Genomic DNA, 15,903 nt, shown 5'->3' with positions numbered 1-15,903 from the left:
GCTTATCCGTGCTTTCTGGTTGGTAAACATTATAGCATAAAATAACCACAGGACAGGGCGTCAGGCATACTAAGCGTCAGGCAAGCGATACATCCAAATGGCGGTCGCCAGACAAAGTATGCTTGTCAGCACCGCCACCCACAGCTTATCGGCAGGCAGTCGCCAAAACAAAAACGCACTGGATGCCGTCATCATGCCCCACGCCAAATATTTGGCAAAGCGTGGCATGGCACGTCGCTCTTCCCAATCGATGAGCATTTTACCAAAAATCTTGTGCCTGATGAGCCAGTCATGAAACTGCCGAGAGCTTTTCGCCCAGCAGTAACCTGCCAGCAGGATAAACACCGTGGTCGGCATACCGGGTAGTATCGCCCCCAAAATCCCAAGCCCCACAAAAATAAACCCCATGATAAAAAACGCCCAACGCAGTAAGACATTCTGATGCAGGTCGTGTTTGGGCAGTTGTGATGATGGGGTATGGTCGGGGTCGGTATAATCAGGGTCAGTGTGGTCGGACATGGCAATACAACAATCAAGGCAGGCTTGTACCTGCTATCGACAAGACGGTAGGCAGGCTCATCTTGCCATAAAAGCCCTATTATAGCACTTTGGCGATCAGGGCGAGATTTAAAATATTGAAAATAAAAATCACCCACCTTTATAGGGCGATACAGCATAGCATAAATAAGGCATGTTTGTAAACATAAATGATTATTATTTTTTTATTTACAAATTGATAAAAATAGGTTATCTTATATCGGTTTTTAATATGTTTTTAACATGTGTTTCACACAGGTGATTTATGAGCGAACTTACCCTAACCGAAGCCCTAAAAGAGCATTCACGCACCACCCACGATGCCGTGGACAACCTTGTCATGAGTATGGAGCCCTTTGCCAGTCATGACAACTACCGCAAATTTTTGCAAGCCCAATATGAGTTTCACAGCACCGTAAACCCCATTTATCATGACACAAAACTAGCAAGTCAAATTGAGGGTTTGGCAGAGCTTGCTCGCCTTGACCGTGTCAAATCAGACATGAAGGATTTACAGGTAGAACCCTTCGGCAAAGATGTCGAAACGCCCACATTCACGGACGCTGAGGCTATCGGCTGGCTTTACTGCGTGGAGGGCTCGAACGTGGGGGCGGCGATTTTATACAAAGAAGCAGGCAAAATTGACCTGTCCGATGAATTCGGTGCGTCTCATCTGGCAGCCCATGCAGACGGACGTATGCCTCATTGGCGTGCCACCAAAGCCAAAATCAATGCCTTGCCTTTAAGTGATGATGATAAACAATCTGCCATGAAAGGGGCAGATGATGCCTTTGCTTATTTTAAGCGAGTGATTCGTAAAGTGTACGGTACTCAAGCGTAATTATGCTATACTAAGTCGTTTGCTTCATCAAACGGCTTAGTTTTTGGTGTATGATATGATAAATTATCTAAATTCTCATTGGCAGTTTATATTTTCTCACGGTCATCAAACCCTTTTTGACAATCTCATCACCCACTACCAACAGCCCCACCGTCATTATCATAATCTCACCCATTTATCTGAATGTTTTATGTGGTTTGATGAAATAAAAGATAATTTATATCGTCCCGATTTGGTTGCCATTGCCCTTTTTTATCATGACGTAATTTATAATCCCAAAAGCCCCACCAATGAATATGACAGTTCGGTCATGATGAAAGATGAATTACAAGGCATATTATCCGATACAGATATTGGTATTACTGAGCGTTATATTCTTGCCACCAAAGACCATATCAATCCTTTAACGGGCGATGATAAGGCAGATTTGGATTATTTATTGGATATTGATTTGGCGATATTGGGAAGTGATCTTGATAGATTTGATGAATATAATCATCAAATCAGGCAAGAATATGCGTGGGTAAATGGACTGATTTATCATTTTAAAAGAAAGGCGGTATTAAAGGGATTTTATCAAAAAGATAGGGTTTATTTGACGGATTATTTTTATGATAGGTTGGAGAGTCAGACAAGAGGGAATTTGAGAAATATTACAAATTAATTTTTTGTATAAAATACAATTTATCAATAATTAAAAAATAAAATGTCTTACCTACTATATTATGGTGTGTGTGCATAGCACTCTTGAAATTAAACAAGTATTGCTTTTAGTGACACTATGAGCTCTGAAAGCACCATTAGTATCGCTAAGAGATAGAATATCAGTAGATAAGACATTGGTATTATAGCATATCAGTAAGCATTTCTCAATTGCTTTTTCTTTAAATATCTTAAAAAATCAATATTCTTCCAATCAACAAACCAGCTGTATTTCTTTAACTTACTTACAATTTTTTGTGCATTGTCGTTGCAATTTAATGTTGGTAAAAATATCTTTGTTATTTCTATTTTTTCATTGTCGTTTAGATATGGACAACTCATACAATCAAGATATAAATGAAAAGTTTCAGAATGAGCTTTTATCGGATTTTCGGCAATCTTATCCTTAATCTTATTAACAACTTCATTTTTAGGCAAATGATAGTAATCTTTGTTTTTAAATATAAATAATGCAACAATGAGACTAAAATAATTATATTCATCACCATTTATACCAAATAAATATTTCTTGACATTATCATTCTCAATTTCACTTTCTGATATTTCACAGTAAGTCAATAAAATATTCAATCTTTCTATCAATGTTGCTTTTTGATTGGACAACTCATTATCCAAAAGTTCTAACAATGAATTTCTAGCGGTATACCTAAATCGCTCTTGATAATTAGATAAAAGTTGATTGTTTCCAATCAATCTATCAATAAAAATAACAATTTTTGAAAACTCAATTGAATTACTGACATTTGGATCTATTGTAAAACAATATAATGATACCTCAAACATAAATAAGAGAAAATTTATAACAGGATTGCAGTTATTTTTCTCATCATTTAAAATACTATCGCTATAGCGTATAAATTTCAAAATTTGGGATAAAAATGCTTTTATGACATACCCAGAAAACCCAGAGTTCAAATCATCATTGATATTCCAATAACTTTTTATTTCTCTAATAAATTCATTGGCTCTATGCTGTGGATTCTTTAATTTATTTCCATCTAAAAAATAACACTTACCATTTTCATCATTTTTTAAATAAATAATTTCACTCATTTTAGATAATAAAAAACGGCGAATCTCTGCAATATTACGACTTCTTTGAGTAATAAATGGTCTTTGGAAATACTTTGTCTTAGCCATATTTAGAGATAAATTATAAGACTTTAATTTATTAGAAATTACCTCCAAAATTTTATCTTCATCCTCCTTTTCTTTGAAAAATATGCAATAATCATCAACATATCTTCTTATGGCATAATGCTCATTATGTTTTATTTGATACTTTTTCTCTAGTTCTTTTTGGATTTCAAAGTCAATTCTTTGAAAAATTAATTCGGCAAATATTCTAGAAAACTCAGCACCTATCACAATACCATTTGTCTCATTGTAATTTATAGATTGCATTAAATTGTCAAAACCATCCTCAAAAGAATTTTCTTTTGGTTTATTTAGGTTATCTTTTATATATTTCTTGCCTTTAATTGCCCAAGAGATGCTATGTGTATAAATAGAATCAAAACAATGAGCAACATCTAGCATAACTAAATAAACAAATTTTTTCTCCAGTCGCAAAAAATCAACAGAGTCATAAAATTTGTAATTAAACTCAAACTTTTTATATGAAAAAAATGATGATGCAAATTCTTGATTGTTATTTTCAATATCTACTTTATGCTCATTTGATTGACATTCATCCAAATCATCCTCACTCATTAATTTTTGATAAATATCATCATTTTTTAATCGAAAAACAGCACTGTTTACCTTGCTTGGATAACGCAAGGAAAACTCACTACGACCACAATTATATAAAATGATAGTATAAAATTTTCTATAAAAATCAACAAATCTAAGTTGATCAAGTGGATGAATTAATTTTAACGAGCGAAAAGAATGTATATTTTTTGAAATTTGATACTCAAATGGTATGGTATATTTATTATTTAAAAAATCACTAGAATTTACATTGGTCAATCCCAAGTCTTTAATAAAAATCTCATAAAAATCAATTGATTTTTTGCTTTTATCTATCGCATTATACAAACCATAATTATTAAAAATAATAGGCATATGATAAGGCTGAGTATCTGTAATTAGAACTCTATAAAAATCATCCGAAGAAAGTAATATTTTACTCTTTTTTGATTTACTCATTTTAATAACTCCAACAACGATTGATTTGCTTAAATTCTTTTGGATTTCGAGAGAATTTTTGAAATTTTTTATCCTTAAAACCGTTAATAAACTTATACTTGGATAGCTGCACTTTTTTATCATTAGATAACAAATGCTCACAGCCAAGAATATCCTTTTGTAATTTTATGCTAAAAATGATGGATTGTAAAAATTTATCTAAGTCATAAAGGCTTAATCTACCTTCATCTATTTTTTCAATGGTTATATATTTATAATTGTAGTAAATACCACTTTTGATTTTGGTATCGCGATTTTTATTATAAATAAAATAATTATTTGTTAAAAATTTTATTCTCTTTAACAATAAAATAAAATTTTTATTTCTATTGTAATCTAAAAAAGACTTAACTATTCTTGTCTTTATTTTCTTGATTTTTTCTGGTGCAATATCTACATAAAAATTAACCTCTTTTTTTGTATAATCAATATAAAACTGGTAACCTAAATATGAAAAATATTCTTTTATGGGTGTAGCATTATTATTAATATAAAATTTAATAATTTTGCTTTTTTTAGTATTAAATTGTAAGCCTTCTGGCAATTTATCTTGCAAATCACATTCTTTCAAGTCTTGATTTGTAGTAAAAATAATAATATCATCAACAAATCTAGCATAAAAAAATACACCATCCATTCTCTTACATGCTTTGTCAAAATTTCTCATATAATATTCTGCCAAAATAGCACTCATGGGCAAACCTCTTGGCAACCCATAAATTCCCTCTCTTTCAAAACACTCAAAAAAACTTTCTAAAATCTTTACCGTGTCAAAAGAGTAAATTTTATCCCTTTTAATTTTATCTAATAAATTAGTTCTATCTATCGATTCATAAAAACTCTTAATATCCAATCTTAGAATATTATAAGGCTTGTGCTCTTGTATTAATGCCATAATAGATAAAACGATCTCGTTGCGATTTTGTTGAGATATTTTATTGATGGATTTAAAAGAAGTTATAAATCTTTTTTGAAATAGATATTCTCGCAGGTTATAGTAACTATAAACAGATTTTCCCTTTAAACTTCCTTTAATTGGCGCTCTTATTGGTGTATTTGTTCTATAATCATTGATTAGTTCCAATAATATCTCATCTTCACCATGCTGAAAATAGTCCTTAAATAAGAAGTTTTTCTCATAATCATTTAATACAAACTTTAAGCTGTCAAGATTAATTGATTGATCCAACACTGTAAACTCCGATTATTACTTAAGAACACCCTATGCATTCATCATTAATAAAAGTCTTATATTTTTTTCTGACCAAGAGAGTTCATTTACAAAAACCGCCCCATTTGGAGCGGTTTTACACCAGTCAAGCAATTACTGCTCAATGCCTTTCATCGTCAGCTTGATGCGTCCACGATTGTCGATGTCTTGGACTTGAACTTTAACAGTTTGACCTTCTTTTAGGTGGTCGGTTACATTCTCAACACGCTCATCAGAGATTTGGCTGATATGCACCAAGCCGTCCGTACCCGGTAAAATGGTAACAAACGCCCCAAACTCCACAATGCGAGCCACCGTCCCTGTATAGACCGTACCCACTTCCACTTCGGCGGTGATGGCTTCGATTTTGGCAATGGCGGCACGGGTAGATGCTTTAGATTCGCCAAAGATACGAATTGTACCGTTGTCGTCAATGTCCACAGTCGCCCCTGTCTCTTCGGTCAAGGCACGAATGGTTGCACCGCCTTTACCAATCACATCACGGATTTTTTCAGGGTTAATCTCAATGGTGGCATAGTTTGGAGCATGAGCGTTAATCTCGGTGCGAGACGTGGCGATCACTTCGTTCATGGCATTTAGAATGTGGATACGCCCTGCATGCGCTTGTTTTAGAGCTTGCTCCATGATGTCGGCGGTAATGCCTTCAATCTTAATATCCATTTGTAGGGCGGTGATACCATTGACCGAACCTGCCACTTTAAAGTCCATGTCGCCCAAATGGTCTTCATCACCTAGAATGTCTGACAATACCGCGAATCTCTCGCCTTCTTTAACGAGACCCATCGCGATACCTGCCACAGGGGCTTTTAGTGGCACGCCTGCATCCATAAGCGACAACGACGCACCGCACACGCTCGCCATAGAGCTTGAACCATTAGACTCGGTAATGTCCGACACCACACGAATGGTATAAGGGAAACGCTCCGCCTTAGGCAATACCGCTTGCACGCCACGGCGAGCCAGACGACCATGCCCGATTTCACGGCGTTTTGGGCCACCTTCACGACCTGTCTCGCCCACCGAATAATGTGGGAAATTATAATGTAGCATAAAGTGGTCTTGCTTGGTGCCTGACAGCGTATCCACCAAGTTCACATCACGGCTAGTGCCTAGCGTGGTGGTTACAAGAGCTTGGGTCTCGCCACGGGTAAACAGGGCAGAACCATGCGTATAAGGCAACACGCCCACTTGGATATCGAGTGCTCGCACGGTCTCCAAATCACGTCCATCAATACGGGGCTTGCCTGATAGGATATTATCACGCACGGTGCGGTATTTTAGGGTTTCAAACAGCTCTTTGATTTGAGCGACTTTGTCGGCATAGTCTTCTGCTGTCTCATCGCCTGCTAGAGCCAATGCTTCATCTTTTAGTTCGTCTAGACGTGCATAGCGATCTTGCTTAACAGTGATGGTGTACGCCTCGCTCACCTTGGCGGTGAACTGCTCTTTAAGCTGATTGTTTAGCTCTTCGTTAATCGTAGGGGCGACAAATTCGGCTTTGGCATTGCCAACAGCTTGGGCAAAGGCATTGATGTTATCAATGACAATCTGCTGTTGGGCGTGTCCGTACAGCACCGCACCGAGCATTTGGTCTTCGGAGAGTTCGTCCGCTTCGGATTCTACCATCAGCACGGCAGATTTGGTACCGGCCACCACTAGGTCAAGCGAGCTGTCTTTCATCTGGGCAAGGCTTGGATTTAGGATATATTCATTACCGATAAAGCCCACACGAGCTGCTCCGATAGGGCCGCTAAATGGGGCAGGGGAGATTGCCAACGCCGCAGACGCACCAATCATCGCTGCAATGTCGGCATCTTGGGTTTTGCCCGATGAGATAACCGTTGCCGTTACTTGGATTTCGTTAAAATACCCTTCTGGGAATAGCGGACGGATTGGACGGTCAATCAGACGAGAAGTCAAAGTTTCAAATTCTGACGCACGACCTTCACGCTTGCCATAGCCCCCTGGGATTTTACCCGAAGCGTACATTTTTTCTTGGTAGTTTACGGTGAGTGGGAAAAAGTTTTGCCCTGCCACAGCTTCGGGACGCACCACAACCGCCACCAGTACCGACACATCGCCCATATGCACAAGCACGCTGTTGGCTTGGCGAGCGACACGCCCTGTTTCTAGGACAACTTGCTGATTGCCATATTGAAATTCTTGACGAATGATATTAAACATAGGTTTTCCTTACATGATTGGGTTTTTCATTGATAAGATGATTTAAAGCCCTAAGAGATGTTTTTAATAATGGTATTTTTAACCTTACATTTTTATCATAAAATCACAGATTTTGTAGGGGCGTGTTGAACACGCCCTATGTCCCACTAATTTCATTTAAAAATACAAAAAATATCTCTTAGAGTTCTAAATCTCACCCTTAATCAACAATTTATAAACTTAAAACAACAAAAACGGCACGCAAACGCACACCGTTTTTGACAAAATTAGACAGCCTAATTTGAAATTAACGGCGTAGTCCAAGCTCACCGATAAGAGCGGTGTAGCGGTCTAGATCTTTGCCTTTTAGGTAGTCTAGCAATTTACGGCGTTGGTTTACCATACGGATAAGACCACGGCGACTGTGATGGTCAGCTTTGTGGGCTTTGAAGTGGTCTTGTAGGTCGTTGATACGAGCGGTCAATAGAGCCACTTGCACTTCTGGGCTGCCAGTGTCGTTTTCGCCACGTTTGAATTTGGCGATGATATCGAAACGTTGTTGGTTGGTTAGCATAACTAATCCTTAAAATACGCAATGCGGATACATACAGGCAAACATTGCATTGCTAAGGTTTGCCTAAGCCCTATCCCCATAGATAGGGCAATTTTGCCATTATAGCATAAAAATTTTAAAAAAGCATTAGGACACACCCTAAAAATCAAAATCCCCTGCGTGGAGAACAAGGGATTTTGCCAATCTTAAACAGATTAGAAATTATAACGCAGACCGACTTTGGCACCGTATTGATTCATTTTTGTATCATCAACTTTGCCTAAGTGGTTGTATTCTACGCCCACATCTAATGCCATTTGTGGGTTAAAGGCATATTGCACACCTGCAAGCACACCTGCACCTACTTTGGTTTTTTTCACTGATGAATTATCAGTGATATCTGTCAACTGACCCGTTGCTGATATTGCAGTAGATACATCATGGTAATCAGCTTTTAGCTGATTAATGCCGACACGCACGCCTGCATAAGGGGTTAGCCCTGCCGTGGTGTTAAAATCATAAATGGCAGATAGACCCAATGACTGTGCTTTCATCGTACCTTTCCACTCTGCATAGCTAGCAGTGCCACGCTCGCCTTCTGAGCCATTTTCTTTGATTTTACCAAAGTTGGTGTAATCTGCTTGATAACGTACCGCCCCCATGTCTTTACCAACTGCAACAGTATAACCAGCGCCGTTGTCTTTGAGTTTTTCGCCATCTACTTTGGCTTCTAGTTTTGATACGCCAACATTACCCTGTACATACAGACCGTCAGTACCGATTTGAGCCATTGCCAATGTTGAAGTGCTTGCCAATAGGGTAGCTAAAAGTAGTTTTTTCATCATACGTTCCTTAAAAGTTAAAAACACACTTTATGATAGGGCGTGTTGATAGGGCATATTGCCAAATCACAAAGCAAGTTAATTGTAACAGCTTTTGTCATTTAAGCAAGTAAAAATCTTTATCCATTACAAAAACGCCACAAATCAGCCCTGCACCACTTTGACAGGTTGCAGTCGCCCACTCATCGCCACTTGCCCAAGCCCTAAAAAGTCGTCATCATGATATAGCCGAATTTGTGCGGTATCATCAGTAAAGCTTACATCATCAAGGCGGTCTTTGATATTTAGCCGTTGCCCCATTTTAATGCGTGCCGTTTCGTCTGTGGTGAGTTTAACAATAGGTAAATGATTAAGCAATACATCAACGGGTAATAGCTTGCCAAATCGCTCATCAAATGACAAATCCGCCAAATCATCAAGACTGATGGCATCTGCCACGTCAAATCCGCCCGTACTGGTGCGGTGCAAAGCGGTCAAATGCCCCACCGTGCCAAGACGCTCGGCTACCGTCTCGCCCAGCACTCGCACATAAGTGCCTTTGGAGCAGATGACATCAAGGGCGATTTCATCATTGCTTAATTTATTTAAAGCCAAATGATGAATGACAATGGGGCGTGGAGCTCGCTCTATCTCAATGCCATCTCGGGCGTATTCGTAGAGTTTTTTGCCGTCTTTTTTTAGGGCGGAGTACATGGGCGGGGTTTGTTGTTGTTCGCCCAATAAATCGCAAGCCAATTCATCAAGCCCCTGCTCGTCAAAGGTTGGCACATTTTTTTGGGCGATGATTTGCCCTTCTTTGTCGCCTGTGTCGGTCTGCTCGCCAAGTTTGATAATGGCGGTGTAGCCCTTATCGGCGTCTAGCCCAAAAGAACTAAATTTGGTCGCATCCCCTAAACAAATCGGCAAAAGCCCTGTCGCCATGGGGTCAAGCGTGCCTGTATGACCTGCTTTTTTGCTGTCAAAATCTGATGACATAAACAGGCGTTTGGCTTGGGCAAGAGCCGAATGCGAACTGATACCGCTTGGCTTATCTAAGAGTAACACCCCAGAGACAATCTTTTTTGCCATTAGCTGTTATCCACGTCATTGGTACTGCTCTCGCCCGTTTTTTTCATGGCTTCATTCACCAGATTCATCATGTGGTTGCCGTGAGCGGTAACTTCATCATAATGAAAACGTAGGCGTGGCGTGGTGCGGGTTTTCATGGTGGCGGACAGCTCGGTACGCAAAAAGCCTGATGCGTTTTTTAACACTTGCAGGCTCTCACGGTGAGCATCAATGTTCATGCCACCGTCCGTATCGCCGTTTTTGGACGGCTCCAAAATGGTGACATAAACATCAGCATAACCCAAATCGGGGCTAACTTTTACGCTAGAAATGGTAACAAATCCCGTCAGGCGTGGGTCGTTAATCTCATCACGGATAAGCACCGACAAGGTACGCTGAATCTGGTCGGCTAGGCGTTGTAAGCGTTGGCTCATGGTTTTCTCTCTTGTTGTTTGGTTTTTGGTGGTTATTGATGGGGTTAGTATAGCCGATTTTTGGGAATTTGGCGATTTTTAATGTCAATGCACTCATCATCGGTATTTTTATTGATATGATTAGGGCGTGCCTGCCATTAATAACATTTTTACAAAGCAAGATGAAAATTTAACACCTTAATCCATTTTTGCATGAAAAATGGCTAATTTTCTCACTTTTCATTGCAAATACCAAAGGCAGGCACGCCCTAATTATTTTATTTTTATAAAAATCAATAATTTATGTTAATTTTCATCTATATTAAGATAATTTAAAAAATAATCTACCATTTTTTTTATGAAAATTGAATGACCATTTAATGAAAAATTACCCAGCCATAACACAAGACAACACAATTTTTTACAGTTTACATAAAGTTACCAAGTCTTACATTTGGCGAACCAAACACACGTGAAAAACCCCTATTTTTTACCAACTTATCCTATTTTTCATGTCAAAACATCCCTACAATACACCCATCAAGTCAAGCACATGAAGCACTTGTAAGTTGCCATAAGGCATTTATTAATATCACTTAGGAGAAACATATGAGCCGTTTAGTTCGTTTACAAGACATTGAAGCCACCGAGCGTGAAGTATTGGGTGCAGACTACTACAACCCAGCAGGGAAAACCGCTTATGGCCTTGGCGAAGAGAAAATCGGTAAAGTAGAAGATGCCCTTGTAGAAGTAGAAACAGGACGTGTGCGTTATCTTATCGTTGATGTAGGCGGTTGGTTCAGCTCAAAAGAAGTGCTTATCCCAGCGGGTCTATCTCGCATTGTTGGCGATGATGTGTACTTTGATAGCCTAACCAAAGACCAAGCAGAAGTTATGGAAGCCTACGACCGTGATTATGTCTATAACTACCAAGAACAATATGCCAAAGACCGTGAGTTTTTCGCTGCCGAGACACTGCCTGCCGAGAGCCGTGTTGAGCTGACCGAAAACCACTACACCGCACCCAACACTCTAGAGTTGCTCGAAGAGCGTCTGTCTGTGAATAAAGACCGTATCGTCTCTGGCGTGGCAAGTATTGGTAAACGTGTGGTAAGCGAGGAGCAACGTGTTGAAGTTGAGCTACAAGAAGAGCACGCCCATATCGAGCGTACTGCCGTAAACCGCCCAACTGACCGTCGTATCGGTGATGATGCTGGGGTTGCCACCGTAAGCGTTGAGCTAGAAGCAGAGCGTGCTAATGTGAGCAAAGACACCTTTGTTACCGAAGAAGTAACGCTAGGCAAGACCACTGGCACTCGCACCGAGACCATTTTGGAAACCATTCAGCGTGAAGAGCTAAACGTGGACGACCTAGGTAACATAGTTGATCGTGAAGGCAACGTGGTTAACTATGAAGGCATTACCGCCGACGAAGTTCGCCGTGCTCGTGGTCTGTAATCCGACCACCGCCAAAAAGTCAGGGCAATGCTCTGGCTTTTTTGGGTTTTGGCGTTATTGATTGGTGTTTTGATGGTTAAATTCATGTTTATTCAATGAATTTTTTAAATTTATCTTTGCTAAATTGACATGTATTAGAATAACCACCATGCCCAATTTTCAACTTTTAAACCAAAACTTAAAAATCTACAAATTTGTTAAAATTAAGGACAATGTATGTCAAACCCTAAAGATAAGCGTGATGACGTCACCACATTTGATAATCCACAAACCCTAGAGTTACTCGCTGAGCGGTTGGTTGTTGATACCCAAAAAATGCAAGTAGGCAAAGTTATCCTTGAAAAAGTCGTCCGCACTAAGACGGTCAATGTTCCTGTGGAGCTGACCGAAGAGTATCTTAGCATTCGGATTGTCAATGATAATTTAATGGCACTGGCAGATACAGTCATGGCAGATGATGACACGCCTGCCACTGTACTCATGAATGGCACGCCCATGAGCGAGCCTGTGGAGATTTTAATCAGCAAAGAAGTAGCAAAGCTAAGCAAAGAGACTCATGTCGCCGAAGAGATCAACCTACACAAATACAGCCAAAATATCAGCAAAACGATCAGCGGCACTGTGCAACATGAAGAGCTTGTGGTAACAGGCGATGAGTTTTTGGACAAGTCATCTTAAGGGGTGTCACCCATTGATGATTAATTTTTAGGGCTTGCCTACCTTTGGTATATGTAATGAAAATCACAAAATGGCGATATTTTTCAACATAAAAATAAACCACAAAGAGTAAGTAATCCCAGTTACCAAAAAGCACTTTTTTATCATGACAAAATCGGTTATGATAGGATAATGTCGTATTATATTTGTTTTTAATTAGTTTTTTAAAATAGATTTCTTTTCAAACCCCAATTTTTGCGGATTTTTTAAAATTTCAACCCCAGTATTTATAAGTACAAGGGTTTATTTTTAGTTTATCTCATAAAGATGTCTGGGGCGTGTTGAACTTCGGTATTTACAATGAAAAATGAAAAAATCGCCCATTTTTCAAGGAAAAATCCGCAGTTGATATTGAAATACCAACAAGGATTTTGACGATGAAAAATAATTCGACCACTTAATTTAAAGAAATTAAGGTAAAATCTTGAAAATTTACACGATTAAGTGGTCGGATAGCCATTTTTCATGCAAAAATTGATTAAGATTGTCAAATTTTCATCTTGATTTTAAAACAATTCTATCAATGTTCAACACGCCCTAACAACTTCCAGACCCAAAATTTATCGGATACTCCTATGACCTATTTTAAACCCCTAGCACTTAGCATTATTGCTTTGACAACCATCAGCACTGCTCATGCCAACGACCTACCCACCCTATCCCAAAGCCATTTTGACCAATGTCTAAACACCCTAAAAAACAACAGTAACTTTCGTGGTGTCGCCAGCACCTTTGAGCAGTACCGACCGAGTAGCCCTGACCCAACGGTGATTCGCTCACTCAACTATCAGCCTGAATTCAAAAAAGACGCATGGGACTATCACGCCTCACTGGTTGATAGCGAGCGTGTGGCGGATGGTCTGCGTGCCAAACACGAGATGGCGGACGTACTAAGACGCATTGAAAACCGCTACGGGGTCAAGCCCGAACATGTGCTTGGCGTGTGGGGTGTTGAGAGTAATTTTGGGCAGACCCTTGGGAAAAAGGATTTGTTTACCAGCCTTGCCACGTTGTCTTGCTTTGACCGTCGCCAATCATATTTTCGTGGCGAATATGCCAGTGCCTTACGCATCGTCCAAAATGGCGACATTCGCCCACAGGACATGACAGGCTCATGGGCAGGAGCATTTGGTCAGACTCAGTTCATGCCTAGCACCTTTTTGGAGTTGGCGGTAGATTTTGACAACGACGGACGTAAAGACCTTGTCAATTCCAAGGCGGACGCTTTGGCGAGTACCGCCAACTTTCTTGCCAAAAAAGGCTATCGCACTGGCGAGCCTTGGGGTTATGAAGTCAAACTAAATGGCTATTCAGGGTCAAGTGGTCGCACCAACAAAAAATCCATCAGTCATTGGCAAAACATGGGCATCACCCTACCCGACGGTCGCCCCCTACCGAACAACATAGCATCAGCAGGACTACTGCTACCTGCTGGGCGACAAGGGCCGGCTTTCTTAGTGGGTAAGAACTTTGATACGTTCTATTCTTACAATGCTTCTGAAAACTATGCCCTTGCCATCGCTCATCTTTCTACCTTGATTGAAAATAACGACACCAATGTTAATTTTGCCACCCCTTGGCCGACCGATGACCCTGGCATCAGTCGTCGCGAAGCCAAAGAAATTCAGCAAGCACTCATTAATAACGGCTATAACATTGGTAATGTTGATGGCATTATCGGTGACAACACTCGCATTGCCATCAGGGATTATCAGCGTAAAATGGGCGTGCCTGCTGACGGACGTGCAGGGCAAAAGTTCTATCGTCTCATCATGGGCAATACTGGCAATGTCAGCCCAACCTATCCGCCCGTGTCCAGCCCCACACAAAGTGTGAATTACGGCAATCAAACAGGCACAGTACAAATCCGCCAAGACAGCCTAAACCTGCCCCAAAACCCAAACTCATCATTTAGTATCTCTCGGGGGTCGGTTAGTCAAAGTTCTTATGGCAATGTTTCTCATGGCGGTGTCGTTTATCGTCGCATACAAAATTCTGATGGGACGACGAGCTTAGTGCCTGTTAATAGCCATTGATATCATAGAACCACAAAAAAGGAGTGATAACATTCACTCCTTTTTATACACCCCATCAATTAACTAACACCCATAACCCATCTGATAATCTTTAAAAACAAGCCAATCATCCACATTACCTCGAATGCGTTTGCCTGTGGGCGTAGTGTGAATAATCTTTGGCGAGAGATACTCATATTTTTGACACAAAAAGTTTATCACTTCAAAACTGGTAACAGGCTTACAATCACTTACCAAATACACAGGCTTGACGGCACTCAGAGTTAATACCTGACAAATCACCTGTGTCAAATCATCACGATGAATACGATTGGTATAATGGGCGGACGGTACGCCATCGATATGGGCAGACTGGGCAAGGCGTTTCATTCGCACACTCTTTTCATGATAAATACCAGACGGTCTGACTATCGCACACCGCTCGCCAAAGGTGTGCTGTAACACTTGCTCAGCTTGCAACAGCACGCAGGCGGTATCCGTACTGGGGTGTGTTGGCGTATCAATATCCACCCACTCACCTCCATTTTCGCCATATACTGACGTGGACGAGACAAATAGCACACAGTGGAGGTTTGGCAGATTAAGTCCTGCGATATGCTCACACACTGCCAAATAACTCTCACGATAGGCTTGTACTCTATCGGTCATCTCACGATTTGGTGTGATGATAATGGCGATATGGCTAAATAGGGCAAGTTCATCTTGAGTGAGCATTCTTGCGTCTTTTTGCCAAAATTGTACAGGCTCATCATAACTCTTGGCAGTGCGTGCTAATCCCACCACATCATGCCCTGCTCGGGATAACATTTCGGCAACTGCCTGACCGATGTCGCCCTGTCCGATAATCAGATATTTATTTTTGCGTTCATCAATCATCTTCCATCCCCCGCAAAACCCGCATCACACTAGGATAAGCAATCATACCAATCACACCAATCACAACCACGACCACCATCAACTCAATCAACGTGAACGCCTTTTGCCCACCCATTAATATCACCCTACGCACAAGCAAGTTACTCACATAAATATAAGTAAAGTTAAGTCAGCTATTATACACAAATTCAACGATTTTAAAAACCAAAACCCCCTCTATCAATGACAGAGGGGGCTAAATAAGGTGCTGACGATGACCTACTCTCACATGGG

The 15,903-nt window shown here is 40.1% G+C and carries 15 protein-coding genes; 5 read left to right on the top strand and 10 right to left on the bottom strand.

The annotated features are described in order from the left end of the window. Positions 1-69 precede the first annotated feature (69 nt). Positions 70-519 carry a YbaN family protein gene (locus K941_RS0104120; RefSeq protein WP_051225867.1) on the bottom strand — a complete coding sequence of 150 codons (450 nt, stop codon included), beginning with the start codon at positions 517-519 and terminating at the stop codon, positions 70-72. A gap of 283 nt (positions 520-802) precedes the next feature. Between K941_RS0104120 and K941_RS0104115 the strand changes: the two genes are divergently transcribed. Further along, positions 803-1,378 carry a biliverdin-producing heme oxygenase gene (locus K941_RS0104115; RefSeq protein WP_029102609.1) on the top strand — a complete coding sequence of 192 codons (576 nt, stop codon included), beginning with the start codon at positions 803-805 and terminating at the stop codon, positions 1,376-1,378. A 55-nt stretch (positions 1,379-1,433) separates the two neighbouring features. Then, positions 1,434-2,042, top strand: a complete 609-nt coding sequence (locus K941_RS0104110) for an HD domain-containing protein (RefSeq protein ID WP_036387449.1) — start codon at positions 1,434-1,436, stop codon at positions 2,040-2,042. A 191-nt stretch (positions 2,043-2,233) separates the two neighbouring features. Here K941_RS0104110 and drt3b read toward each other — a convergent pair whose 3' ends face one another. The 7 genes from drt3b to K941_RS0104075 form a co-directional block, all read right to left on the bottom strand. Next, positions 2,234-4,255: an antiviral reverse transcriptase Drt3b gene (drt3b, locus tag K941_RS0104105; RefSeq protein WP_029102607.1), complete on the bottom strand. Its 2,022-nt coding sequence runs from the start codon at positions 4,253-4,255 to the stop codon at positions 2,234-2,236. Between the two features lies 1 nt (position 4,256). Continuing rightward, entirely contained in the window at positions 4,257-5,486 is a 1,230-nt protein-coding gene (gene drt3a, locus K941_RS0104100; protein ID WP_029102606.1) for an antiviral reverse transcriptase Drt3a, read from the bottom strand. A 132-nt stretch (positions 5,487-5,618) separates the two neighbouring features. After that, positions 5,619-7,709 (bottom strand): polyribonucleotide nucleotidyltransferase, encoded by a 2,091-nt coding sequence (pnp, locus tag K941_RS0104095; RefSeq protein ID WP_029102605.1) that lies wholly within the window; start codon positions 7,707-7,709, stop codon positions 5,619-5,621. 286 nt (positions 7,710-7,995) lie between these two features. Then, positions 7,996-8,262 carry a 30S ribosomal protein S15 gene (rpsO, locus tag K941_RS0104090; RefSeq protein ID WP_029102604.1) on the bottom strand — a complete coding sequence of 89 codons (267 nt, stop codon included), beginning with the start codon at positions 8,260-8,262 and terminating at the stop codon, positions 7,996-7,998. 194 nt (positions 8,263-8,456) lie between these two features. Next, positions 8,457-9,083, bottom strand: a complete 627-nt coding sequence (locus K941_RS0104085) for an opacity family porin (protein WP_029102603.1) — start codon at positions 9,081-9,083, stop codon at positions 8,457-8,459. Between the two features lie 144 nt (positions 9,084-9,227). Further along, the gene (truB, locus tag K941_RS0104080) at positions 9,228-10,151 is read right to left on the bottom strand and encodes a tRNA pseudouridine(55) synthase TruB (protein WP_029102602.1); all 924 of its coding nucleotides are present in this window, start codon (positions 10,149-10,151) and stop codon (positions 9,228-9,230) included. Next, the gene (locus K941_RS0104075) at positions 10,151-10,564 is read right to left on the bottom strand and encodes a ribosome-binding factor A (RefSeq protein WP_029102601.1); all 414 of its coding nucleotides are present in this window, start codon (positions 10,562-10,564) and stop codon (positions 10,151-10,153) included. The genes truB and K941_RS0104075 overlap by 1 nt, the downstream gene beginning before the upstream one ends. 588 nt (positions 10,565-11,152) lie before the next feature. On the opposite strand from K941_RS0104075, the gene K941_RS0104065 reads away from it, so the two are divergent. From K941_RS0104065 to K941_RS0104055, 3 genes are all read left to right on the top strand, one after another. Further along, positions 11,153-12,001, top strand: coding sequence for a DUF2382 domain-containing protein (locus K941_RS0104065; protein WP_029102600.1), 849 nt, complete (start codon positions 11,153-11,155; stop codon positions 11,999-12,001). Between the two features lie 216 nt (positions 12,002-12,217). Next, positions 12,218-12,679: a YsnF/AvaK domain-containing protein gene (locus K941_RS14675; RefSeq protein ID WP_051225865.1), complete on the top strand. Its 462-nt coding sequence runs from the start codon at positions 12,218-12,220 to the stop codon at positions 12,677-12,679. Between the two features lie 614 nt (positions 12,680-13,293). Continuing rightward, positions 13,294-14,754: a lytic murein transglycosylase gene (locus K941_RS0104055; RefSeq protein ID WP_029102599.1), complete on the top strand. Its 1,461-nt coding sequence runs from the start codon at positions 13,294-13,296 to the stop codon at positions 14,752-14,754. A gap of 63 nt (positions 14,755-14,817) precedes the next feature. On the opposite strand, the gene K941_RS0104050 is transcribed toward K941_RS0104055, so the two are convergent. Further along, positions 14,818-15,630, bottom strand: coding sequence for an NAD-dependent epimerase/dehydratase family protein (locus tag K941_RS0104050; protein WP_029102598.1), 813 nt, complete (start codon positions 15,628-15,630; stop codon positions 14,818-14,820). Further along, positions 15,623-15,745, bottom strand: a complete 123-nt coding sequence (locus K941_RS16760; protein WP_084137669.1) for a prepilin-type N-terminal cleavage/methylation domain-containing protein — start codon at positions 15,743-15,745, stop codon at positions 15,623-15,625. The genes K941_RS0104050 and K941_RS16760 overlap by 8 nt, the downstream gene beginning before the upstream one ends. Positions 15,746-15,903: the final 158 nt, after the last annotated feature.

The organism is Moraxella caprae DSM 19149 (assembly GCF_000426885.1).
Lineage (GTDB): Bacteria > Pseudomonadota > Gammaproteobacteria > Pseudomonadales > Moraxellaceae > Moraxella > Moraxella caprae.
The sequence above is the reverse complement of the archived record's forward strand: the minus strand, read 5'-3'. Positions and strand labels throughout refer to the sequence as shown.